Below are 22,616 nucleotides of genomic sequence, written 5' to 3'. Positions count from 1 at the left end.
AATTGACAAAGATATAAACCAGAGAGATGATTCGACCGAGATTTAGAGGTGTTTAGGATTCAGATGTATACATTTGTTGCTGACAAATTGGATGTGGTTTATTTATCAGCGATACCGGAAAACCACGCATTGCAGGACTTTGATGTGCCTGAAGAAGAACTCGAAATCCGCGAGATTGTCGAGGTGTGGTATGAGTGTGCATTTTTGCCTGATTTCAATCTCGAGCAAATCGACATCGCAAACAAAGCGGAGCTAGTGGCAACACAAACTCAAGTGGTGAACAACTACACGACCACACTCGCTTTCTTACTCAAGAGTCGTGTGTATCGAGCTGCCCTTAACCGTATATTGAGCATCTGGACACTCGAACCCTCCGCAAAAGCACAACTTGAGTTACTGCTTTTTGCCGAAGAACAAGCAAAGACCAACTGAGCAACAAACAGATAGAAAAAAGCCAGCAACGACGCTGGCTTTTTAGAAGCTATTTATCGGTATCAAACCCATCCATCAAACTGAAGACGTTTTTGTATTCGCTCTACCGCCTCTTTCTGCATTTGTCTCACGCGTTCGTTAGAGACATTCAGTAAGTCCCCGACTTCAGCTAATGTTTTCACGTTGTGTTCAAATAAGCCGAAGCGATGAATCAGCACTTGCTGTAACTTCACAGGCAATGTGTTAACGACGTGCTCCAGTGCTTGAGTAAAGCAATGGTCTTCGCAATCTTGCTGTGGATCTGTTGTGTATTCGCTTTCGCACTGTTCGAGCACAAATGGCGCATGATTAAGGTCGACAGTCGTTGAAACATCAATAAAGCCGCTCAACGCGACTAACTCATCGACACGCTCTACCTTTACGCCTGAACAGTGGGACAACTCAGAAATCGAGATGTCTTTGCTCATGGTTTTGCTCGCATCATGCTTTTTGGACGCAAGACTATTTATCTCCTTACAAACGTGAGCAGGTAAACGCACCGTGCGACCGTTGTTCATTAATGCCGCTTCAATGTTTTCGCGAATCCACCACACAGCGTAAGTTGAAAAACGATAACCCGGCTCAGGATCATACTTGTCGATGGCTTTGATCAAGCCAATGTTGCCCTCTTCAATCAAATCAAGCAGCGTGAAGTTGTTGCCAGTACGTTTTAAGTAGCTTTTGGCAATCTTCACCACTAAACGCAAATTTGATTCGATCATCACCTCGCGCGCTTCTTTGTCCCCCGCTCGATTGAGTTTGGCATAATGCAGTTCATCTTCTCGAGAGAGTAAATCAATCCCCACGATGTCTTTTAGGTAATGTGCATAAGGATCTTTACCTGCAGAAAACGTTTCTTTCATTGGCATCTCATCCGTGACACCTCGGGACCTAGCAAAACACTCGTTGTTCATTTCCCCGTCCTTATCAGCCAACTTTACTGGTGTAGCTCTTTGGCTACTTTTCTCCGTGGCTCAATTAATATGCCACCCAACGAATAACATTCGTTTTACGTTGAGTGTAGACAAGGCTTTTTAGCTTTACCAAGAAATTGCATTTAATTTCATATCAACCCTGCACTCAACTGTCAAAGCGTGAGCGGGTTGGGATTTATGGAGCAACATTCAGTATCGTATTTACATCAGAGTTGATAGAAGAGTTTCACTTACTAACAGTTAAATAAATTCACTTTTAAAACATATATTTAAAAACTGTACTTTACATTAGCAAACAACAAAGTCGCAGGTACTTCGCCAAACAAGCTGCCATTGCTACCGTTAAAGCTTTGGATTACCGTGAGCAATTGCCAGTCATTAGCGAGGGAGTAGTTACTCGATATCCCAAGGAAATAGGAATGATCGTCGTAGTAACTGGTTGAGAGCGTTAAGCGGTTTAAAGGCGTTAAGTCAAAGCTCACATCGACATACCATGTATTTCGTGTAAAGCTCAACGTTTTTGCATCGAGAGGAAGATTCAAATACGCCAATGCGCTTGATGCATCTTGAGGTTCAGAGATAAATAACCACGCTGCACGCCCCATCCAGCTGCGTTTGCCGCCAAAGCTGTAATCCGATTCAATACTGGCAACTGTAGTCTTTTTGGTCGGTTCACCCTCAAATTCTGGATCAATGGGATCAAACCACGTGAGCTCTCCACGAAAACCCGCATCAAACACATCCGTTGCAAAACCAGCGCCGAGTACGTAATCCATCCGAGCTCGTCCTGCAATAAACTGATAATCCCATCCCGATTGATTGGCGAAATAACGCAGTGAGGCACTGTCTTGTCCTGACTGACGAGCTGGTGAAAACACCAAATCTACCCCATCGGCAAAACCTAATTTTCTGCTCAGCATGACCGCATCCGTGCCTGCCCGCTCTTCATAATCAAAATCGTAAATCGAATACGCATTATAGATATCGTTTGGATTCCATATCGTATTCATCGACCAATTGATACGAAAGCGCCCTAGTTGCGCTCCCCAGTCATCTTGCTGCCAAGTGAAATATAGACGATCAAGCTGACTGTTAATGACCACATCATCTTCATGCCAGTTTTTGCTTAAATCCATGTAACCAGAGTCCAACGCGACCAAATCGGTATAGCCAGGAAAGTCGGTAGAATCGCCCCAAAGAGCTCGATTTCTAAGCCCAACATTCACACGCCAGCTAGAGGAAAAACGGTATTCAAAGTTAAGTCGATTGTGTATCAGGTTATCGAACGTATTATCAGTGCCATCAGGAACACTGTAGGTTGCCATGTATTTGATGTAGCCATCCAAATCCCATGACTTTTGAGGCTCTAATCCGGGGACAGCAGACAAGGCAGAACCTGCCTGAAGACATAGCAATGAAAGACTTAACGCCTTAATAAACACTGTATTTACTTTTGTTCTGAGCAAGCCGGTATTGAATTGGAGAGCTTTGGTGCAAGTCGCAGACAAATAGGAAACAGCTCTATGCATGCGACCTCTCTGCACGATTATCAATATTACTGAAATCACGCGCCAAACGACCGTCTTCAAACACGATAATTCGGTGTGCACGTTTTATCACCCGCGGATCGTGGGTCGAGAAGATAAACGTCGTTCCCTCTTGTTCACTAAGTTGCTCCATAATGTCGAGCAGCTCCGCGGTGCTTTGGGCGTCTAGATTGGCAGTCGGTTCGTCCGCCATGACAAAACGAGGCTTCGGCGCTAAAGCACGAGCAACCGCAACACGCTGCTGCTGCCCGCCGGACATTTTGCCTGGCACCTTATTCATCTGTTCCACCAACCCTACTTGTTCAAGCAAGGACGTCGCACGTTCACGGCACTCTCGCTCGGTTTTACCTTGCAGCTGCATGACGAATTCCACATTCTCAAGCGCGGTTAATACGGGTAACAAACTGTAGTCTTGGAAGATGAAGCCTATATTATCGCGACGATAGGCAATCAGTTCTTTTTCTGACATCGATGAAATCATGCAGCCGTCGATTTCCACTTTGCCAGAGCTTGGGGCATCAATACCTCCAATCATGTTCAGCAACGTCGTTTTACCCGAACCGGATGGTCCCATGATCGCAACAAATTCACCCTGCTTAATCTCTAAGTTCACCGACTGCACTGCGTGCACAGGGTAATCACCATCGGCGTTGTAAATCTTAGTTAGGCTTTCTAGTTTGATGGTCATTAGTTTTTCTCCGCCATGGCATCCACAGGTCGATGCTTCAAAATTTGTCGTGCGGGATATAGGGCTGCGATAAGGCTGGCAACAAAAATCGCGACAATGATCATTTGATATTCCGCTATTGATACCCGTGGATAAAGCAAGGTATCCACGCCATAAGCCCCTAGCCCTTCCGCCATACCAGCCAGCGACAATCCGGTAATACTCAGCACCTTGAGCATAATTGCACTCCCGAGCAACCCAAGCGCACAACCGCTTAATCCGAGGAACAAGGTTTCAAAAACAATCAACAAGCGTATCTTGTGTTTTTGCATGCCGACAGCCATTAACACCCCGAACTCTCGTGTGCGTTCAAACACCGACATCAGCATGATATTGATGATGCCAAGGGTCATCGCCAGCACAAACACCACGAGCATCACTTGGTTGGAAACATCCATCGTGCTCATCATGGTGGAGAGCAAAGGCTGGATCTCCTGCCAAGGTCTCACACTGAGCAAGCCTTTACTTTCCGGCGACAAAATAGAGTGAGTGAACGCCAGTAACTGCTTGAGCTCAGCATCGTTATTAGAAGTAAGGAGTATCGCAATTTCGTGCGTGCCACTCAGCCCCGCTACCTTTTCAAGATCCGCTTTTCGGACGTAAACATTCCCGTCATCAAACCCTGTTGATGGTGTTTTGAATATGCCTCGAACACGAAATGCCGCACCTGCAACCTCTCCATTGACATCAGACAGAGTAAGTACCACTTTGGAGCCGACACGTAGCTTTAATCGCTCAGCTATCTTGCTCGATACTAAAATCGGATTTCTGCCTTCTTCGCTCAGCCATTCTCCGTCAACAATGTGTTTCGAGAGTGGCGTGATGTTTTGCTCTTGCTCGATACTAACGCCGTTGATGCGAATACCACGTGTACTGCGCGCCGACGCTATCATGCCATCTGCTAATAGTCGCTCAGAAATGGCTTTCACTTCTCGGTTACTCGCCAACACTTTGCTTATCTTATCCGCATCGGGAATCACATCTTTTAGCTCAGGATTGACCAAGTAGGACTTTTGCTGGATCTGAAAGTGACTGGTTTGCCAAGAGATGGCGTTCTTGATCATACTATCGACCAAGCCATTCATGAATCCCATCATGGCAACCACGCCCATCAAGCCAAATACCATAGCTCCGAGCATGATTGAGGTTCTCAACTTGTTGCGCCACAAGTTACGCCAAGCCAACTTAACCAGCATGAGCACCTCCTTTTAACCCTGCCGCAATGGGCATTCGAAACATGCGAACCATTGGGTAAAGCAGACATAACAAAAGAATGAACAGCACGACGGCGATTTGATTGAGCAGTAAGTGTGGGTCGAGCGAAACAGGCACAATAGGTTCAAAACCACTTTCGCGCATGAGCTTGGCAGCATCGCCAGTAATTTCGATTGGATTAAAATAGAAATACCCCAACACGGGAGCACTCACGATAAGCCCAATAATGATGCCAATTGTGGACATAAACAGAGACTCTATCGTGAGCAGAAGGACGAGCTTGGAGCGCAGCATTCCGGTTGCCAGCATGACTGCGAACTCACGTTGGCGTTCTAATGTTGTCATCAAGATAGTCGCGAACAAGCCAAAACCAACAATGCCGTAGAGAATATAAATCAAGAAAATACCGCCCGCTTTATCCAAGGCGATTTGCTGTGCCATTTCTGGCGACAACTTTTTCCAATCCTTCACGGCGACATTTTTGCCATACTCGGCTTTAAGTTGTTCAACGGTATCAGGTAAGTCTCTTAGACTCTCAGTATTCAAAACCCATGCGGTGACTTGGCCATCCAATGAATACAGGTTTTGCGCAGTATCGAGCGGCATGTACACCAACTGAGAATCAAGCTGCTGCAAAGGAAAATGAAGAATGCCCGAGATTTGATACAAACCTGCCGCGGTCTGTCCTCGATAACCGACACCATATAGCACCAGTTCATCGCCAACCTTGAGTTGCAAATAATTCGCTAAACCACCACCAACTAGCACTGCTTTTTTCCCTGATTGGATGTAGCTTCCCTCAATCAATTTGTCGCTGATATTGGAGTACTGATCTTCCGCTTCAGGCTCAACGCCTAGTACCATCACGCCTTTTGAGCGTTCGTCTTTTGCGGCTAGAGCAAAAGATTCCACCCGAGGTAATACGACATCAATGTTGGGATTGTTTTTCGCCGCCGAAATGAAGGTGTTGGTTTGCGGCAAGACATCATCAATGCTGGAAGAGTCACCAAACTCGGGGTTTTGCAGTTGAATTAACCCGGTATAAAACTTGGCAGCATTTTTGATATTGGACGTGTAACTGCCTTCTTGAAACGCTCGCGTAATAAGCGAAAGAAACAACACCAATGCCAGCGCAGACGCCGTCAGTAGTGTCCTGCGCTTTTGTCGCCAGAGGTTTCGCCAAGCCAGTTTCACAAGCATTGATTCGCTTCCTTCCGTTGATATTTGATTATCCGTTTCTTCTTCTAGCCGTTCATTTATCCAAACTTAGTCGCGCAGCGATTTCATCTGTTGTTGAGAGAAAAAACTGTCATCAATATCAAAATCAAACTGTGCTTGGTGAGTAATGAGTACGGTTTTGTTCTCTGGCTTATCAAGCGGCTGCATTTCCATTCTGGTTGCTAATTTTCTCCCGCCGAGTTCTTCCACGTCATAAGTCGTCATCACGTTCACTCGCTCATCAAACTCATCGTAGAATTCTACTTTGCGCTGTAGGTAGGTCGATTTGGAAATCCACAACGTTACTTTGCTCCAAACCACAGGAGCATCGGGCTTAGCAACGGCGTCTATCACCCAGACCTTGTCGCCATCAAACACATCCTCGCCTTTCAATTCATGTTGATAATCGACCACGATAGAGGACTGGTTGATCAAATCATCGTTGGTGAAGTCAGAGCCCATCCACGATTGGCTCAACATAGATGGCGCAATTTTGATGACGCGTTCAATACTCGGCACCCAGTTCCACATTTCTCTTTGTCGTTTTAGAGAAGCACTGCCCTTATCTTTGGCTGGCGCCGTGACCAACACCAAAGACAACTCTGTCCCTTTTGTCCAACTCTTCATGGTCATCGACCGAGTCCAATCAGGGCGAATGATCTCCATTGTAGATTCGGTATAACTGGAATCGCCGCGCATGGCTTGATCTGACTTTTGCACGATATCAAAAGGGCTTTCAGCCACAGCAGTAAATGAAATGGACCAACACAAAAGAGATAACAAAGCAGTACGCATAACCGTCCTCGACACTGAAATCCAACACTATTCGCGTCAGAAATGACAATAAAAACAGGGAGTTCAGATCAGTATAGCAAGGAGAGGATGAAGGTCAGCGAGAGCTCGCTCAAAGTTTTACTGAGCTTTACGAAGTAATGGTTCCACTTTGTTTCTGTTGATGATTTGGAACACAGCGCGATTCTTCCCGTTTGCCTTGCCATGGTACATAAGTTGATCAGCATCTTGCAGGCTTGGTTGTTCATCAAATTTTGGATAATACGCGCAACCAAGACTGATGCTCACATGAATGTTCTGACCATCTAATGGGATTGGCATTTGATTAACGTGAGTACAGATTTCACACGCCAGCGTTTGGGCTTCTTCTGCCGATAGTGACACACTCACCAACGCAAATTCCTCGCCGCCAATTCGAGCTAATGTCACCTTTTCATCGGTTACCGATTTCGCGGTATTCGCAACAGCAACGATTGCTTGATCTCCAGCTAAATGACCAAATTGATCATTGATGGATTTAAAGTCATCAATATCAAACACCATCACCGTCAGGTTTCTTTTTACTGTACTTAACGTCGCCAACCTTTCAATCAAATGACGTCGGTTATAAAGCTTGGTAAGAGGGTCTGTTAGGGTCAACTCAAACAACTGTTGGTTGGCTAAAGTTAACTGCCGAGTACGCAAAGCAACCGTACGCTTAAGTGAAAAAATATGGAACATGGCAGCAATAATCAGTGCAAAAACAGCAAGTGGAGCAAGATACGCTGGATAGACGGTTTTAACATGAATCCAACGACTGAGGATCCGGTCCTTATTTGCCTCCATGACTATCTCAAAATTCCTCGATACCTCTTCAATCGACTTTGCACTGCCGTCACCCGTCGCGATTCTTAAATCTTTGCTGTAAAGATGCAATGCGGGTAAGAAAGTCACCGAGTCAGGTGTTGTTGCCATGTAGAAATTGGATACCTGGGTATCAGCGACAAACAGAAAAATTTGCTTACTCGTAACCGCTTTTAGCAACGCATCATTATTCGAAAACAACCGTATTGCCGCGTTCGGATAGTGTTTACGAACGAAAGTCTCTTCGTATCCTCCTTTCACCAAACCAACTTCCATTGCCGATTCACCTTTCAGCACCGATTCCACGTCAATTCCTAACAGGTCACTGTTGACATAAAGTTGAGTATCGATAGGCATAATCACTGTGCCAAAGTTCAGATACTGGTTGCGCTCTGCAGAAAATATCAATCCAGCATGAATATCTGCTCGTCCCTCTTTTACTGCTAGTAAAGATTCTTCCCAGTCAAGCAAAAGAAATTTCACATGAACATCATTTCGAACGGAGTACTCGCGCCAGAAGTCAATTAAGATGCCTTGAGGCTCACCATCTGGCGTAAGGTATGAGAAGGGTTTCCATGCTTTTGAATTGGCAACAACCAAGGTACCTTGTTTAGTTTCGTGCCCGTAGACTGCGCTGGAATGGAACGCAACAATAAGCAGCAGAAACATGCCAAATATTGTGTTTTTCCAATCATTAGTACTATAACGCATGAAGGTCATACCTACTTCTCACTAACCTACCCTAAAGGGCTATCTAAGACTTAAATAGAACTAAAGGTATAGCAGAGGTTCTTTCTTTAGGTAGCAACTCTTATTGATATGAATCTAAATTAGTACCTTTACACTGAAAAACGGCACTTTTACATTAGATTATTTTATAGAATCATCACGAATTGTTATGAATTTAATATGAATAAAAGTTCGAAACTCCGGGTTTCTCTGGGTTGAGCCTTTTCTCGACATGAGTAACACCTGACACAGTCCACAAAATCACACAAAAAAGTTAATGATTATTCGCTCGACAAGAATCACTTTGTTAACTTACGCGCAATTTTTTTGTGACTCGAAATTTTCGCTTTCGCCATGCCTTCTCAATATAGAATTAACAAAATCGTCGAAATTGGCGATACGCTGCATCGTAGTGGCTGTGCGCCATACAAAGTAGAGAAATACACTCAGCACTACGCGCAAAAACATGGCGTGGATGTGATGATTCAAGCCACGCCAACCGCGATCAATTATCAATTTCCAGATGATAACAATGCAGTGGTACTCAAGCGCTTGAAACCAGCTTCAATCAACTTAAGTTTGCTAGCTAACACCATCATTCGAATCAACCAACCGAGTAGCGAACCCGTCCCAGAGCCTGCTGGATATCCTTCATGGGTTATTGCATTGGCGAATATGGGCATTCCACCCGCGTACTTGATGCTGGTCGGCAGTACTTTAGAAGCGGTCGGCTTTGCTTTTATTCTTGGTTTTATGGTCTGGGGATGCCAGCAAGTTTGCCGAGCGAGACGTGCAATTGCAGTTGAGTTCATTGCAGCTTTGTTCACAGGTATTATTGTTGCGTACCTGTCCAGCACTGGACTGCCGATCCCTGTTTGGGCGCTATGTATCGCAACGATTGTCTTATTTGTACCCGGACTCTCCATCGCTAACTCCCTTGAATGTCTCGCATTTAATGATTTGGTATCAGGGACCAGTTTATTGGGGCAATGCGCTCTTACGTTGATCAAGTTGTTTGTTGGCATCACCATGGGGCTCAATATCGGTGAAGCCATTTGGGGACAAGCGCAATCCATCGCCTACACCAATGAAATCCCGATTTGGATGCACATCAGCGGACTATTCTTAATTTCCGCCAGCCTTGGAGTGATCTTTAACGCTCGCCCTATCGACATTCTGCTTGGCTTACCCGTTGCAATGCTGGGCATGTGGGGACCTTTTTATCTTGGTTTCGAAAGTGGCTGGGTTGTGGGGACTTGGGTAACTACAGTTCTGATTACATTATACGGAACTTGGATTGCGAAAAAGATGGAACTGACTGGCTCTATCTACATTGTTCAAGGCATCATCATTTTGGTTCCAGGTAGCCGCGTCTTAGTAAGCGCAAGCCAATCCGTGTTTGAACAATCTATTTTACCCATTCCAAGTATTGGTCTGTCTGCGCTGTTTATGTTCTCTGCTATCGTTGCGGGGCAAATCACGGCTTACTCAATTTACTCTCCAAAAATAGAACGCTAAAACCCCCTCTCGCCATCACCTTCAGATAAGAAAAAAGCCCTATTCAAAATCCACTTTAGTGAGAACTTTGAATAGGGCTCTTTGCCTCTATGTTTTGCTTTCCGATTGAAGCTGCCTTTGCCTTTTTTGGCTTTCACAACCCGCGTTCTAAACAGTTGACTAGTGACGACAGCTTTAAGTGCGTTGTCTTTGATTTCCCCTCTGCCAAACTCGGTATCTTGATTCAATTCATTTGGCTGAGGATTAGATTTGTTCTTTACCATACTTCCTCCTTAATGGTCGAACCAGATTGGACAATAATTAGGGAAAATAGTCAAATTTGTATAATAAAATTCATTTTATTCTCCAAAAACTTCACAACAACGTCATTTATTTGAAAATTCATCAAAAATACACCGTATAAAAAGTGACTAGATACAAATATTTGCCCTTGATGGGTCGATATATGTTGACTATACCCGTAATTAACCTAGACTCGAACACGGCTAGAAAGAAAGTTCTTTGTTTTCACATTTCGTTGGATTACTCGTAACTCCCCCGTCCTGTGGTACGCAATAGCAATTTATTTTTCCACGCTATAAGCGCCGATTAGGCGAAGATTTACATAAAATTAGATATTTAGGAAATAGACATGTCTAACAAAGCTACTGGTACAGTTAAGTGGTTCAACGAAACTAAAGGCTTCGGTTTCATCCAACAAGAAAACGGTCCTGACGTTTTCGCTCACTTCTCTGCAATCCAAGGTGACGGCTTCCGTACGCTTGTTGAAGGTCAGAAAGTAGAATTCGAAATCACTCAAGGTCAAAAAGGTCCACAAGCTGAGAAAATCACTCTAGTTTAATCCTTTAAGATTTTGATATGGTAGCCAGCTTTTAGCTGGCTATTTTTTTGCCCTTCATTTATCGATACTTCCTATGGCTCTAAAACCAACAATTTACAAGTTTCGTATCGCAATCTCTGATATGAACAACGATTACTACGATTCAAAAAATCTTACTATCGCCCTTCACCCTTCTGAAAAGCCACAGCGCATGTTGGCTCGTATTTTCGCCTACTGCTTGAATGCACAAGATGATCTTGAGTTCACTAAGGGTCTATCTACAACAGAAGAACCAGATTTGTGGCGTGTAGAGGACGACCAATCTATCACTCACTGGATTGAGATTGGCGAACCAGAACCAGATCGCATCAAGAAAGCGACCCGTTTGGCTAAGAAAGTAAAAGTCTATACCTACAACACCAAAGCCTCCGTTTGGTGGGATAAGATGGCGGGCAAATTTGGCATGCTTCCAGTGGATGTGGCAAGCCTTGACTACGATGCTATCGACTTGATTTCACAACACCTTGACCGTGGCACTAGCCTATCTGTTATGATTACCGGCACCTCTATTTTCGTTGATATTAACGAACAACACGTCGAAGTGACGGTGAAGGAATTGCAAAGTAATGACGCCTCTTAATGAACTGATCCAAGAAATGGGGTTCAAAAACATTCCCTTCGTTAATGAGCATAAGGCTGCAAGGCGACGTTGGACAAAAGAACAAGCCCCATTGTTCATTAGAGTATGTGAAAACAAGCCTGACACAGCCCCTGCGCTGCATATGCTTGGGCTTTTGACTAAATCTCACATCGAAGCCAGCGCCCTGTATGAACAACATGCCACCTCCACTCACCACATGCAGCAAGTGTTGAACGACACGCTTGGTGAAGAGCACGCGGAAAAGTTCACCAATCAGTCGGCCGAAGACTTAGTACTGGTGACGCATTTATGGCTATACACCCAAGGCTATCTAAATATGGATTTTAGCCTTGCTCATGACCATGCAGAACAAACGCAAAATATCCTGCAACATGAGTTAGTGATTAAGCGCATGGATTTGGATGCTTTTCGTACCGATTTAATGCAGAGTTTCTATCTTGGTAAAGAAGCTAACCCAGTAAAAGCAAGCGGGCTATTTGGTTGGGTAAAACGTCTGTTTTCCTCATAAAATACATGGTTTTGTCAAAACCAAACACCTGATAGACTACGCCCTTTCATGCAACGGCTTTCTACGCTCAACGACTTCGTTACGTAAGTTCGTTGCATGACATACAAGGGCACTCATCCACTGAACATCAAGGGATCATTATGAAGTTTATCCGCCGAACTTCATAAAAAACAACAAACACAAATAAAATCAACAAGTTAAACAACAATAAACACAGTAACTAAACATCAAAATAGTAAATGAAACCTCTATTTGATAACCAAAGCCCAGACACACATAAGCATTCCCAAATCCTTCAATAACCGGGTCTAAATCAGACTCAAATGCTCCTATCGGTCTTGGTCAATCCTTGTTAAAGCGACCCAGCGAGTTCATCCGTAAAAGTGATGCCACTCAAACCATGCTCAAGAAAAACCTCTACGAACTTCTGATTACAAAACAAGTTCGAGGCGTCATCTAACTTAGATTTAAACAACATCTTTTTGTCAATATCGCTTCGCTCTTTGTGCGCCTGGCGACCACACCGACCTGAATAATCACCATGGACGAGCATACGCTCAGTAAACTGGTCGCCAGCGTGCATACATGGTATTCAGTACCAAGGTAGGAGTGATTACCTTACTAGAGCTGTAAGCAGTCAGCGTCAGTTTCGAAATTCGCGACTCGGACTGCACGCCTATACCACATTGGCGTCCTTGTCGCTGCATTCTACAGAATGCGTCTAAGCTGGCTTTTAATTACGTTCTATTGACGATGAATGATATGGCAACAAACGTTGCTATCATTGCTGATGCCCCAAAAACGATTGATGCAAAAAAATAACCGAGTATCACATTCCAATCTTTCGGGGGCTTGCGGCTTTCAACTAAATCTGTAGCTATTTGTACAAAATAGTAACCGTTGTAAACAAAAATAAGGGCTAGGCATATCGCTGCGATTATAAGTAAAAAAGCCACAATATAGCCTCTGCTTAGTATTATTGCCGCGACGACAGTCCCTACGACACAACCTACCGCGATCTTGTCAGCTCTATCCATTTAGTCTCCTACGCTGTCAGGGACTGCTGACAAGTCGAAACGGGTGGCAGTGTGCGTTTTAACTCCATACTCAACAACATAGCTACCATCGTGACAACCTTCATATCCGCGTTCCCTTTTGTTGTCCGCTTGTTACGTTGCGATCAACCAAACATTTACCTTACATATAACTTCATACACTTACGTAACTGTTAGTTATATTAATGAGTTCTTATTTTTTGCAGATAAGGCAGTGAAAATACCACGAGTTGCGAATCACCCTTAAACAGTTTGCTAAATGCGCACTAAATGTTGTCACAGCTGGAAGAATTGAAAGAAAACATCCGAACTTCGTCGCGACAAATCCAGCCTAGTCTTTCGTAAAAAGACTGCGCATTGATGTTTTCATTTGCAACGAATAGATGCGTTTTGGCTATGCCTACTTTTGATAGAGCTTCCACTGCTGATGATATGAGCTTGGCACCAACGCCTTTGCCTCGGAAAGTTGAATCAACAGCCAGATGCTGAACATAACCTCGACGACCATCAGTTCCAACTAAAATAGCACCAATAATATTGTCACCATCCAATGCAACGAAGCTCAGGTTAGGATTGCGTTTTAGGTACTTACCTATGTTTTCCCTTGAATCTGCATCTCGTAACAGCATCGCTTCTGTTGTTGACCATAAGCCGATCACTTGTGAGTAATCTGAGATATCCATTTCTCTTATCACGACGGATTTTCCTCTAAGTACAAAACGCTAAATTAAGGAGTGAACAACGCTAACACCATACCTAACTCATTGTGCTATGAGCAATAAACTAACTGTTAGAGTGCCACGCGTTGCGAATCAGTCTTAAACAGTTTGTTAGGTGCGTTTTTCGAACTCTACAGCCTCGACACTACGATCTTTAGGTCGAATAACAACCGTATTGGCTATCAGGTCGTGCCAACCTTGTTTTTTACCGTTGAAAGCTACCCAGATAAAACCTAAACACAAAGGTATGGTACTAACGTAATATGCTAAATACCTAATAATTGACTTACTCGTTGAAAGTGCTTCACCCGTTTTGGCATCCACCACTTTCAACTTTAACGCAATTTTACCAGGTGTTGCTGAGCGATATACCCAAAATAGTACTGTCGCTATGAATGGAAACACCCAATTAAGTAAAAGGTCCCAACCACCAAGGATAAAACCCTCAGACTCGAAGTAGTAATTACCATATATCCAATATAGTAGTGGCATGGTCAACATAAGAAATAAAATTGTATCGATTAAAGCCGCTCCAAATCTTACCCAAAAGCCTGCATACTCAAACTGATTACTAAGTTCCATAACCTTTCCTATTTATTTTAATATGGGCTGAATAGCCGATAGTCGCCCAACTCCCAATTAAGGTATGAGCAAAACAATACCGAAGCCACTGCATACCACCTTAAACACTAAACCCAACATATTGGAAAGTTCCACGCATTGCGAATCAATCTTGAACAATTTGTTATACCTCTAACTTTCACCTATACTCAATGCGCACCATTAATACGCATAGGATTAATTCATGAGAAACACATATAACACACACGCACCTAAAAAGGCGACAAACCTTAGTCTAAACAGTGAGTTACTCGCCGAAGCTAAACGCCTAAATATCAACCTATCAGCCACAATGGAAAAGGCTTTGGAAAAAGAAGTAAAACAGCAATTGAAAGCCGAATGGTTAGAGCAAAATGCTGAAGCTATTGATGCTTGTAACGACTTAACTGCAAAACACGGACTATTTTCCGATTCATACCGAGTATTCTAATGTCACAATTTACGCTTTATAAAAACAACGATAAGCGCACCGCTAGCACTTATCCATATTTTGTTGATGTCCAAAGCGAGTTGCTAGATTCACTGAATACTCGCTTAGTCATTCCTTTAACTCCAATCGAGCTACTAGAGAAAAAAGCCCCTAACCATCTGTGTCCTACAATCCATATTGATGAAGGTGACTTTGTGCTTCTCACTCAACAAATGGCTAGTGTACCTACTAAAATCCTTACGACCCCAGTCAACGAGCTCAGCACGTTTAGAAACGAAATCATCGCTGCTATCGATTTTTTGGTTACTGGCATATAACGCCTTGTTTAAGGTTTGAGGAAAACCAGCACATAGTAGAAATGCCACACGAGCCAACGCATTGTTGAACGATTTTTATACGAACTTTTCCTTCAGTGCCAGCACTTGTTGCTCAAACAACTCACAATCTAACTTTGAGTATGATTTAGCGACATTAACCCATTGAACGCCCGTTTCATCTATGTGGCGAAACTCGACTTGCAGTGCATATCTTGAACAACGAAAAAGAGCAAAAATGAAACCGACAGCCGTCAAACTAAGAACTAAAACTTTTAGCCATTGTGGTGCCTCTTCAAAGCTTGGAATGCCTAACCAAAGTGCCCCAGAAAAAATAAACACCCAGAATAACATTTGACCTAGATTATCAAGAAGACTTAACTTTTTAACCCTAGCATTATTTATCTTAGACAAAGGATATGAGTCTTTCTTAAACCTAAATTCTTTTGAATCCAAGTCAAAATCAGCAGCCTTGTACATAGTTTTCCTCTATTTGTATATAAGGCGTGAAGCGCGCTACCACGCCACTCAAATTGAACACTCTAATCACTAAACTCCATTCAAGCCCGAAATGCCAAGCGCGCTGAATATCTCTTAAATTGTTTATTATGTCTGCGTGGAATCAAACGGTGTAGTTAGATCACTATGTATCCAAGCCAGTCCTTCTCACAATTTCAGTTTCAAAACCATCTATACTCTTTTGGTTCTTTTTGAGCCAGTATTTTTCTATACCCTCTCTACCTTGCTTTTCTGACCAATTAGCCAAGTCTTCGCGATCTCCCTCATAGCTAAAGTAAGGAACTGACATTCCACAGGAAGACTGTACTAAATCGATATCCAAGACAAAGATTTGTCTAGCAGCAACACTCTTCGGGAACAGCGATGCGTACTTACCCCAACTATCGTCTTGAGAGTGTAAAACTGTCGCCTTGCCATAGGCTCGAAGGATTAGAGGAGAGCCTTGAAAAGCACAAAACATGATAGTCATTCTTGGATGTTGAATGACATGTGATGCAGACTCATTGCCACTTCCGGTAAGATTCAACCAAACTATTTGCTTTGGGTTGATAACCCGTAAGGAATCTCCACCTTTAGGGGACAAATTCACACTGCCACTCTCAGCAGCAGTAGCTACAAAATAGATTTTTTGCTGTTCGATAAATTCAATATGTTTATCGGATAACTCTGAAAATTGCTTACCCATAGCGATTAACCTCCATGTTCTTTTTCGATAAAAAACATACACCCCTGTTAAAGGGTGAGCAAAGTAATACCGAAGTTCCCACATACAACCTTAAACAGTTTGTTATACACCTAAATCCAAAATTTTATTTTTCATTTAATACTACATAATCATTCGAGTACTATTTGTGCCCAATTATTCCCACTGCTATCATCACCGTTTTCCACAAAACCTCGGTAGAACAGGAAGTTCACGAATGAAGAACTTAATGCTTGTATGTTTTTTATTGTTTAGTTGTAGCACGCTTGCAGGAACTCGTGAACACCTTAGAGAGCTGAAGCAAGACACATTTTGTTGGGTAGCTGCCGACCTAACAAATAGGAAAACATCTTATTACTGGCGCCTTATTATTGCTGATTTAGAAAACCTTGATGCAGGAGAAGAGTTATTTCACCAAGTTCAAGAGACAGCCGTTACACAATTTTTTTCTCAAACAAACCAGAAACTTGAAGAAAATAACTACATGATAGAAAGCATGAAAGCTCGTGAGCAAGTTTGGCAAGACAACAATTGCAGTGCACTTTAAGATTGGGTGTATAACACCTTTTTAAGGTGAGAGCAACGCAGTACCGATGCAGCAGTATACCCCCATCTTAAACAAAAGACCCAGCGATGAAGTGAAAATACCAAGCGTTGGGAATCACTCTTAAATGCTTTGTTATGCACGTACTGCGGCAAAGCTTTCTGCTATAACGTAAGAATTACCTAACTCAAAAACAGACAAGCTTGGGTAACTTATGAGTTCTGATCCTGTCCAATGTTTTGGAGGAACTACCTCAATGGGCTTGATATTTATTGGCAGTGCACTTAGCTCTTGAGTAATTTTGTCAGCCAATGATTTGGGGAAGCGACCTAAAGTACCAAATTTAGTTTTCACGATCCCATTTACAGTTGGCTTTTGATTCAAGAACCGGACTAAGTATTCCGCTTTTCCCATTATCTCCACACAGGCGCTAAAAAGAACACCAAGAAGTGACTCTGGGCTGCATGAGTTTCCCGAAAAAAACAGGTCAATTTCTACTTCTTGGTATGGAATTAAAAGAGGAGAGTTCTTAGATATAGAGAGTAACTCTTCTTCAGCAGAGCATATAGACTCTTCAACGACACCAATACACTGCACTTCCCAAAGTTCAGGTTCAGCCTCATTATGCATCAAGACTGAAAGGCTAATCCTAAGACCGTCCGCATACCAATCAGCATCAACGATGCGAATATTACCTTCTGATTCATCAAACTCTGTTTGAATTCTTTCTAATAGTTCTTTCATATAACCTTAAGCGCATAGCGCCCTATTAAGGTGTGAACAACGCTATACCGATGCCGCCGCATAACACCTTAATCACCTAAACCAACGCATAGTCAAAATGCCACGCGTTGCGAATCGCTCATAAACAATTTGTTAGCTTTTCTCGTTTTCGGTCATTAACTGTTTAATCTTGGCTTCAACTATAATTTCGTGTGCTGCCCATACTTTAGGAGCCGCATAGCCGGCAACAATTGATAACGCCATAATCTTAGCTACAGTTGCAATGTTAGGTTGAATTGAACCAAGAAAATATAGTGATACAACTACACCTAAAATAAAACCCAGTGTACAGCGTAAGCCAAGCCAAACACCTCGCTTTTCCTGCAATTGAGCAGATGCGAAGATCAAGCTTACTTCATCTTTAGGTGAATTCAACGGATCAATAGAATCCATTATTGCAAATGCAAAACTTCCCATTACTCCGCCGATCGGACATAGAATTAATAGTGCTAAGTCGAAATAAGTAATACCGAACTGTTCCACAAAATCTCCTTGAGAAAACTAGCCGTGTTACGTGGAGAACAACGCAGACCACCACACTTAAGCCATGGTACGTCATACACTAAATCCGAATCAAACCGAAAATGCCGAGCGTTGGGAATCCATCTTAAACGCTTTATTATGTATTATCCCTCGACAGCATTGAAACCGTGTTTTTGCGCAATAGCCCCTAATTGAGGCACAAGAGTAAACCTTACATCTGAACTATAATTAAACACGATGTAGTCTCTATAATTTTCAAGAACAAATGGGCGACCCAACTCATCTAGTCCGAAAAGGTCATTTATTTCTTCTAGAAACTCACTGAAGTCACATTCATCTACTGCATTGTGGCAGCCAGTATTTAGCAACGCCGCTGCGATTGTTCTCATTTTGAACTTCCGCCGCTTAGCCATCGTGTCTAAATCTGACCTCCACCGCCAGATAGTAAGATTCCAACTCAAATTAATTACTCCATGTAATAGAGATATATAATGCTGCGTTAAGTAGTGAGCAACGCTTACCACCTAAGCTGAATTATTGCGCCATAAACACAAAAGCCACTTGAAACCAAAGTCGCCGAGCGTTGCGAATATGTCTTAAACGCTTTGCTGTGTACACTCTTCAATATATTGACTTAATATTTCAATTTGCTGGTCGTGTAAATTTGGCAAAGGACTGATTAACATAGCATCTTTACCACCTTTTTTAAGTGACAATAGAACTACTTTTGGATCACTATATAAATTAAGGAAAGGTAAACCAACGGCATCGAAGCAGAGCTTCAATCTACGAGCAGAACCAACAGCATCGTCATACGAAATCACTGGAAAGCGTCGTTGCCCAGCACCCTCTATGTTTCCAAGCTCAGCCCCAACAATTATCAACTTCTTCTTTTTATCCAGAAATTCGACCGCAACATCAGCTGTCGCATCAAAACCTGACGCACGATTAATACAACTGATATGCAAATGCCAATTGAAGTTACCAGACTTTAACTTAAAAGTGCGCTGTGAATTAACATACTTCCACTCAGGAAGAAGAGAGCCCAGCTCAGCCAGAAATACTTCCTGTAATTCAGAAACTTTCATATCCCCTCAAGTACATAGCGCCCTGTTAAGGTGTGAGCAACGCTAACACCTGACCTAAAGCATTGTGCCGTAGACACTAAAGATGAATCAAACCGAAAACGCAAAGTGTTGGGAATCCGTCTTAAACACCTTGTAATGTGGTGACTCAAAGGTGGCGTTGAACACTAATACACAGAGCTTCAAGATTGCTGTCAAAGGCTTCTTTGAAACCTTCGGGAACTATCGGTTCTAACAATTTCCAACTATCATGTTCCCAGTATTCAACCGAGCCGAAACCTTCTTCACCATCCCACTGGATCATAAACCTATAATTGCCTGAGGCATAAATACTGTGCATTGAACCACAGTAGTCTATGTAGGTATCAGGTTTTACTTCTTTGTATCCTCGCTCGATTAGGATGTCTTTTATTCTGCTTTTTAACTTGCAATATTCATGCATTTTCATACACCACATAACACCCCGTTAAGGAATGAGCACGCTATACAGAAGCTCCCGCATGCAACCTTAAACACAAAACGCAACGCATAGCAAAAATGCCACGCGTTGTGAATACCTCTTGAACAGATTGTTTTGTGCAAACTCAAAGCTCGGAGTACCGTAGCCTTGGTTTAGGGTTAAAATACACAAGAAAGTCATTATTTTCAGTGTCTTTGGAGAAATAAACTCTTATAACCTGTTCTGCTCCCCATGCTTGGAAAGCAATCGAAGAAACATTTTCTTTAAATACGTCAAAAACAACCACTTCATCTTGAACCAATTTCACACTCACTGAACAGTTACAAAATGGTGAATGAGTAAAGATTAAGCTATCTCCATTATCGTACTGCATTATAAATGAGAATTGTCCTTCATCATGACTGTACTCTTCAGACCAACCGAAGCCTCTTTCAAAAAAATCCAATTCATCTGGGAATTCATAATTCAAGTGCGCGACCTCTTATTATTGAACTTGCACATAACGCCCTGTTAAGGGTGAGGCACGCAATACCGAAGCTTACGCATACCACCTTAACCACTAAAACCAACGCATGGTGAAAATGCCACGCGTGCCGAATCACTCTTAAATTGTTTGCGATGCTTGTGGTTCTGAAACCACAACACGGTCATGTGCTCTTATGTACATCAAATGTTTGTCGTAAAAGCCGCTTCTAGTACAACCATGTTGCAGCGCTTTTTTGTAGATTGAAGCCACAAATATATCGGCAACGCTAAAGTCGTTGCCCACTGTAAATCCCGACTCACGGTAGATTGAGGGACTTAACTTTTCTAGGCACCGCATAATCCATTTCCCACGAAGTTCGCGCTTTGACGCCTCGTCTAACTCAGGACGCATGAATCTTAATACTGTTCGGTTTTGGGGGGAGTGAATACTGGAGTTTACGTATTCACAAACTCTGCGGATGTGCGTTTTTTCATTAAGGCTTTTGCCAAATAAGCCTGGCCTAGGAAATCGTTCTTCCAAATACTCAATAATGGCCATTGATTCAGAAAATAACGCATCATCTACACGAAGAGATGGGACATAGCCAAAAGGATTTATATCTAGGTATGTTGTCGATAGTTCGGCAGAGCTGACCTCAATTCTATTGTAACGTAGGCTCTTAAAATTGAGGACCCACTCCACTCTTTCGGAGCTATTAGAACCTTTTGCGCGGTACAACGATACTTCCATATATCCTCCCGAAAAGCATATCGCTGCGTTAAGGGTAAGCAACGCAATGCAGATACCGCCACAAACCAACTTAAACACTAAACGTAACGCATGGTGAAATTACCACGCATGCCGAATCATGCTTAAATTGTCTGTTATGTGAATTTTTACTCGTACGTCTTGCCGTTATGTTTTAACCAACCATGAGGGTGTCTATTGTTTGGGTCATGGTGTGTCCAGTGCATTACTCCACCTTTTTTGTTCCACTCATATTCACCGTAGAACTGCACTCTATCCCCCACCTCTAGATCTGGAATCCTAGGAGCTAAATCAATATTGTGCGCAACAAGTAAGGTTTGTTTGCCATCTAGTTTCAATATAAATTTTTGATGTCTGCTTCCATCATTGTCGTCTGGTAGCACGCGAATTACTTTACCTGAGCCTTGAACTTGAATATCACTTTGATGATTTTCATATGCTTGTTTTAACTGATAGTCATTGGCTTGGACACCAACCGAAGCTAGGCACAAAGCAGCTATAAATATCGTAATTAATCTCTTCATTTATTCAACTCTTCTAATACCCTGTTAAGGGATGAGCAACGCAATACCGAAGTCACCGCATACCACTAGAACCAACACATAGTAACGCCACGCGTTGCAAATTACCCTTAAGCAGTTTGTTATACTCTTAATACCTTGCCACTAAGGAACGATCTGCATAGCTAACCATACAGCGCTCAACGCAGGTTTTGTTTCACCTTCAATTTCAATAACAACTTCTGTACTAAATACATACTGTCCTGGGTTCCTTTCTTCTACAGCAACCAATTTGGCATGAGCTCGAATACGGCTATTTACTTTTACTGGGTGGATAAAACGCACCTTATCGAAGCCATAATTGAGAGCGAGTCTAGCCCCCTCCAAATGGTACCCAAAACTCTCTGCAAAATATGGGAGCATAGACAGAGATAATAAACCGTGCGCAATTGTAGACTTGAACACTGTACCTTGTGCTTTAACCGGATCCGTATGGATAAATTGATGGTCTAAGGTACAATCTGCAAATTGATTAATTTGGTCTTGATTTACAACAAACCAATCTGTTGGCTCGATATCCACACCGATATACTGATCGATGTCATTCTTTGAAATGACTTTCATAGCTTCCTTTGAGTCGAACTAGATTTTGTATGTCGTCAAGTGTATCAAATAAGCCGACTTCAACTGGAATGACTTCGAGTATGTGCTCTAACCTGAAGGCACATACATCTTGTTAGAGTGTGAGCAACGCATAGCAAAAATGCCGTGCGTTGCGAACCACTCTTAAGCCAATTATTAGGCAAATGTATCAGCCAGATCCTTCGGGTTGGACCCGTACTCATTACTTCCTTTATTTCCGTCAGTTACTGCAAATACGATAAGCACGATTAATCCAATTAACGGGATTAATCCAATTAACACCCACCAGCCTGTTCGCCCGATATCGTGCAACCTACGAACCGTCACAGCTATACCTGGAATTAAAACAACTAGCCCGTAAATAGTACCGATAAATACTGTACCTAAGATCCCATCAATAAACCCTAAAACAAAAGAAAAAATGAGATTAAACAAAAAAAACATCCAGTATTCCTTTCGTCTAGCCCTTCCATTAAAAACTGCATACTTCTTTAAGACCGCCAAATACCAATCCATTTCATTTCCTCTGTTAATTATAAA

The 22,616-nt window shown here is 42.7% G+C and carries 32 protein-coding genes; 8 read left to right on the top strand and 24 right to left on the bottom strand.

Annotated elements, in window-relative coordinates:
* Window positions 1-63: 63 nt before the first annotated feature.
* The gene (locus NL647_RS02560; protein ID WP_253649570.1) at window positions 64-432 is read left to right on the top strand and encodes a hypothetical protein; all 369 of its coding nucleotides are present in this window, start codon (window positions 64-66) and stop codon (window positions 430-432) included.
* Between the two features lie 62 nt (window positions 433-494).
* Here NL647_RS02560 and NL647_RS02555 read toward each other — a convergent pair whose 3' ends face one another.
* The 7 genes from NL647_RS02555 to NL647_RS02525 form a co-directional block, all read right to left on the bottom strand.
* Window positions 495-1,385, bottom strand: coding sequence for an RNA polymerase sigma factor RpoD/SigA (locus NL647_RS02555; RefSeq protein WP_032802095.1), 891 nt, complete (start codon window positions 1,383-1,385; stop codon window positions 495-497).
* Window positions 1,386-1,675: 290 nt separating this feature from the next.
* Window positions 1,676-2,935 carry a hypothetical protein gene (locus tag NL647_RS02550; RefSeq protein ID WP_253649569.1) on the bottom strand — a complete coding sequence of 420 codons (1,260 nt, stop codon included), beginning with the start codon at window positions 2,933-2,935 and terminating at the stop codon, window positions 1,676-1,678.
* Window positions 2,928-3,641, bottom strand: coding sequence for an ABC transporter ATP-binding protein (locus NL647_RS02545; RefSeq protein WP_253649568.1), 714 nt, complete (start codon window positions 3,639-3,641; stop codon window positions 2,928-2,930). The genes NL647_RS02550 and NL647_RS02545 overlap by 8 nt, the downstream gene beginning before the upstream one ends.
* Window positions 3,641-4,876 (bottom strand): FtsX-like permease family protein, encoded by a 1,236-nt coding sequence (locus NL647_RS02540; protein WP_253649567.1) that lies wholly within the window; start codon window positions 4,874-4,876, stop codon window positions 3,641-3,643. The genes NL647_RS02545 and NL647_RS02540 overlap by 1 nt, the downstream gene beginning before the upstream one ends.
* The gene (locus tag NL647_RS02535; RefSeq protein ID WP_253649566.1) at window positions 4,866-6,095 is read right to left on the bottom strand and encodes an FtsX-like permease family protein; all 1,230 of its coding nucleotides are present in this window, start codon (window positions 6,093-6,095) and stop codon (window positions 4,866-4,868) included. Before NL647_RS02535 ends, NL647_RS02540 begins: the two co-directional genes overlap by 11 nt.
* A 66-nt stretch (window positions 6,096-6,161) precedes the next feature.
* Window positions 6,162-6,908: an outer membrane lipoprotein-sorting protein gene (locus NL647_RS02530; RefSeq protein WP_253649565.1), complete on the bottom strand. Its 747-nt coding sequence runs from the start codon at window positions 6,906-6,908 to the stop codon at window positions 6,162-6,164.
* 117 nt (window positions 6,909-7,025) lie between these two features.
* On the bottom strand, window positions 7,026-8,468 hold the full coding sequence (locus NL647_RS02525; RefSeq protein WP_253649564.1) for a diguanylate cyclase: 1,443 nt from the start codon (window positions 8,466-8,468) through the stop codon (window positions 7,026-7,028).
* A gap of 363 nt (window positions 8,469-8,831) precedes the next feature.
* Between NL647_RS02525 and NL647_RS02520 the strand changes: the two genes are divergently transcribed.
* Window positions 8,832-9,995: a threonine/serine exporter family protein gene (locus NL647_RS02520; RefSeq protein WP_005453681.1), complete on the top strand. Its 1,164-nt coding sequence runs from the start codon at window positions 8,832-8,834 to the stop codon at window positions 9,993-9,995.
* Here NL647_RS02520 and NL647_RS02515 read toward each other — a convergent pair.
* The gene (locus NL647_RS02515; protein ID WP_005453679.1) at window positions 9,992-10,258 is read right to left on the bottom strand and encodes an alternative ribosome-rescue factor A; all 267 of its coding nucleotides are present in this window, start codon (window positions 10,256-10,258) and stop codon (window positions 9,992-9,994) included. The two genes, NL647_RS02520 and NL647_RS02515, sit on opposite strands and share 4 nt — an antisense overlap.
* 368 nt (window positions 10,259-10,626) lie before the next feature.
* Between NL647_RS02515 and NL647_RS02510 the strand changes: the two genes are divergently transcribed.
* From NL647_RS02510 to NL647_RS02500, 3 genes are all read left to right on the top strand, one after another.
* Window positions 10,627-10,836 carry a cold-shock protein gene (locus NL647_RS02510; protein ID WP_005433440.1) on the top strand — a complete coding sequence of 70 codons (210 nt, stop codon included), beginning with the start codon at window positions 10,627-10,629 and terminating at the stop codon, window positions 10,834-10,836.
* A gap of 73 nt (window positions 10,837-10,909) precedes the next feature.
* Window positions 10,910-11,455: a YaeQ family protein gene (locus NL647_RS02505; RefSeq protein WP_005453677.1), complete on the top strand. Its 546-nt coding sequence runs from the start codon at window positions 10,910-10,912 to the stop codon at window positions 11,453-11,455.
* A complete protein-coding gene (locus tag NL647_RS02500) occupies window positions 11,442-11,984 on the top strand; it encodes a hypothetical protein (protein WP_029790218.1) in 543 nt (180 codons plus the stop codon). Before NL647_RS02505 ends, NL647_RS02500 begins: the two co-directional genes overlap by 14 nt.
* 352 nt (window positions 11,985-12,336) lie before the next feature.
* Here the strand turns inward: NL647_RS02500 and NL647_RS02495 are convergent, their stop codons facing one another.
* The 4 genes from NL647_RS02495 to NL647_RS02480 all read right to left on the bottom strand — a co-directional run bounded on the left by NL647_RS02495 (window position 12,337) and on the right by NL647_RS02480 (window position 14,340).
* Entirely contained in the window at window positions 12,337-12,567 is a 231-nt protein-coding gene (locus NL647_RS02495; protein WP_172581415.1) for a hypothetical protein, read from the bottom strand.
* Between the two features lie 154 nt (window positions 12,568-12,721).
* Complete coding sequence (locus NL647_RS02490) at window positions 12,722-13,021, bottom strand: hypothetical protein (RefSeq protein ID WP_050935923.1); 300 nt, start codon at window positions 13,019-13,021, stop codon at window positions 12,722-12,724.
* Window positions 13,022-13,305: 284 nt separating this feature from the next.
* Complete coding sequence (locus tag NL647_RS02485; protein WP_181859651.1) at window positions 13,306-13,722, bottom strand: GNAT family N-acetyltransferase; 417 nt, start codon at window positions 13,720-13,722, stop codon at window positions 13,306-13,308.
* A 147-nt stretch (window positions 13,723-13,869) separates the two neighbouring features.
* Window positions 13,870-14,340 (bottom strand): RDD family protein, encoded by a 471-nt coding sequence (locus NL647_RS02480; protein WP_050935675.1) that lies wholly within the window; start codon window positions 14,338-14,340, stop codon window positions 13,870-13,872.
* 223 nt (window positions 14,341-14,563) lie between these two features.
* Between NL647_RS02480 and NL647_RS02470 the strand changes: the two genes are divergently transcribed.
* The gene (locus NL647_RS02470) at window positions 14,564-14,809 is read left to right on the top strand and encodes a type II toxin-antitoxin system CcdA family antitoxin (RefSeq protein ID WP_253649563.1); all 246 of its coding nucleotides are present in this window, start codon (window positions 14,564-14,566) and stop codon (window positions 14,807-14,809) included.
* Window positions 14,809-15,126 carry a CcdB family protein gene (locus NL647_RS02465; protein WP_253649562.1) on the top strand — a complete coding sequence of 106 codons (318 nt, stop codon included), beginning with the start codon at window positions 14,809-14,811 and terminating at the stop codon, window positions 15,124-15,126. Before NL647_RS02470 ends, NL647_RS02465 begins: the two co-directional genes overlap by 1 nt.
* 75 nt (window positions 15,127-15,201) lie before the next feature.
* Here NL647_RS02465 and NL647_RS02460 read toward each other — a convergent pair whose 3' ends face one another.
* Both NL647_RS02460 and NL647_RS02455 read right to left on the bottom strand, forming a co-directional pair.
* Window positions 15,202-15,603 (bottom strand): hypothetical protein, encoded by a 402-nt coding sequence (locus tag NL647_RS02460; protein ID WP_050937191.1) that lies wholly within the window; start codon window positions 15,601-15,603, stop codon window positions 15,202-15,204.
* A gap of 163 nt (window positions 15,604-15,766) precedes the next feature.
* Window positions 15,767-16,327 carry a pyridoxamine 5'-phosphate oxidase family protein gene (locus NL647_RS02455; RefSeq protein WP_253649561.1) on the bottom strand — a complete coding sequence of 187 codons (561 nt, stop codon included), beginning with the start codon at window positions 16,325-16,327 and terminating at the stop codon, window positions 15,767-15,769.
* 235 nt (window positions 16,328-16,562) lie between these two features.
* On the opposite strand from NL647_RS02455, the gene NL647_RS02450 reads away from it, so the two are divergent.
* Complete coding sequence (locus tag NL647_RS02450; protein ID WP_050936908.1) at window positions 16,563-16,892, top strand: hypothetical protein; 330 nt, start codon at window positions 16,563-16,565, stop codon at window positions 16,890-16,892.
* A 132-nt stretch (window positions 16,893-17,024) separates the two neighbouring features.
* Here NL647_RS02450 and NL647_RS02445 read toward each other — a convergent pair whose 3' ends face one another.
* The 10 genes from NL647_RS02445 to NL647_RS02385 all read right to left on the bottom strand — a co-directional run bounded on the left by NL647_RS02445 (window position 17,025) and on the right by NL647_RS02385 (window position 22,592).
* Window positions 17,025-17,633, bottom strand: a complete 609-nt coding sequence (locus NL647_RS02445; protein WP_050936909.1) for a hypothetical protein — start codon at window positions 17,631-17,633, stop codon at window positions 17,025-17,027.
* Between the two features lie 132 nt (window positions 17,634-17,765).
* Window positions 17,766-18,155 carry a hypothetical protein gene (locus NL647_RS02440; protein WP_101960213.1) on the bottom strand — a complete coding sequence of 130 codons (390 nt, stop codon included), beginning with the start codon at window positions 18,153-18,155 and terminating at the stop codon, window positions 17,766-17,768.
* 143 nt (window positions 18,156-18,298) lie between these two features.
* On the bottom strand, window positions 18,299-18,544 hold the full coding sequence (locus NL647_RS02435; RefSeq protein ID WP_139817842.1) for a hypothetical protein: 246 nt from the start codon (window positions 18,542-18,544) through the stop codon (window positions 18,299-18,301).
* 207 nt (window positions 18,545-18,751) lie between these two features.
* Window positions 18,752-19,243 carry a hypothetical protein gene (locus NL647_RS02430; protein ID WP_172581414.1) on the bottom strand — a complete coding sequence of 164 codons (492 nt, stop codon included), beginning with the start codon at window positions 19,241-19,243 and terminating at the stop codon, window positions 18,752-18,754.
* Between the two features lie 145 nt (window positions 19,244-19,388).
* On the bottom strand, window positions 19,389-19,688 hold the full coding sequence (locus NL647_RS02425; protein WP_050932882.1) for a hypothetical protein: 300 nt from the start codon (window positions 19,686-19,688) through the stop codon (window positions 19,389-19,391).
* A gap of 136 nt (window positions 19,689-19,824) precedes the next feature.
* Window positions 19,825-20,169 (bottom strand): hypothetical protein, encoded by a 345-nt coding sequence (locus tag NL647_RS02415; protein ID WP_010648728.1) that lies wholly within the window; start codon window positions 20,167-20,169, stop codon window positions 19,825-19,827.
* Between the two features lie 135 nt (window positions 20,170-20,304).
* The gene (locus tag NL647_RS02405; protein ID WP_253649560.1) at window positions 20,305-20,916 is read right to left on the bottom strand and encodes a glutathione S-transferase family protein; all 612 of its coding nucleotides are present in this window, start codon (window positions 20,914-20,916) and stop codon (window positions 20,305-20,307) included.
* A gap of 146 nt (window positions 20,917-21,062) precedes the next feature.
* Window positions 21,063-21,458 carry a DUF3465 domain-containing protein gene (locus NL647_RS02400; RefSeq protein WP_253649559.1) on the bottom strand — a complete coding sequence of 132 codons (396 nt, stop codon included), beginning with the start codon at window positions 21,456-21,458 and terminating at the stop codon, window positions 21,063-21,065.
* A 141-nt stretch (window positions 21,459-21,599) separates the two neighbouring features.
* The gene (locus NL647_RS02390) at window positions 21,600-22,058 is read right to left on the bottom strand and encodes a MaoC family dehydratase (protein WP_050934902.1); all 459 of its coding nucleotides are present in this window, start codon (window positions 22,056-22,058) and stop codon (window positions 21,600-21,602) included.
* 174 nt (window positions 22,059-22,232) lie between these two features.
* Entirely contained in the window at window positions 22,233-22,592 is a 360-nt protein-coding gene (locus NL647_RS02385; protein ID WP_050934903.1) for a DUF805 domain-containing protein, read from the bottom strand.
* Window positions 22,593-22,616: the final 24 nt, after the last annotated feature.

Source organism: Vibrio sp. Y29_XK_CS5 (genome assembly GCF_024181835.1).
GTDB classification, from domain to species: Bacteria; Pseudomonadota; Gammaproteobacteria; order Enterobacterales; family Vibrionaceae; genus Vibrio; species Vibrio harveyi.
This window is presented reverse-complemented; position numbering and strand designations above follow the sequence as displayed.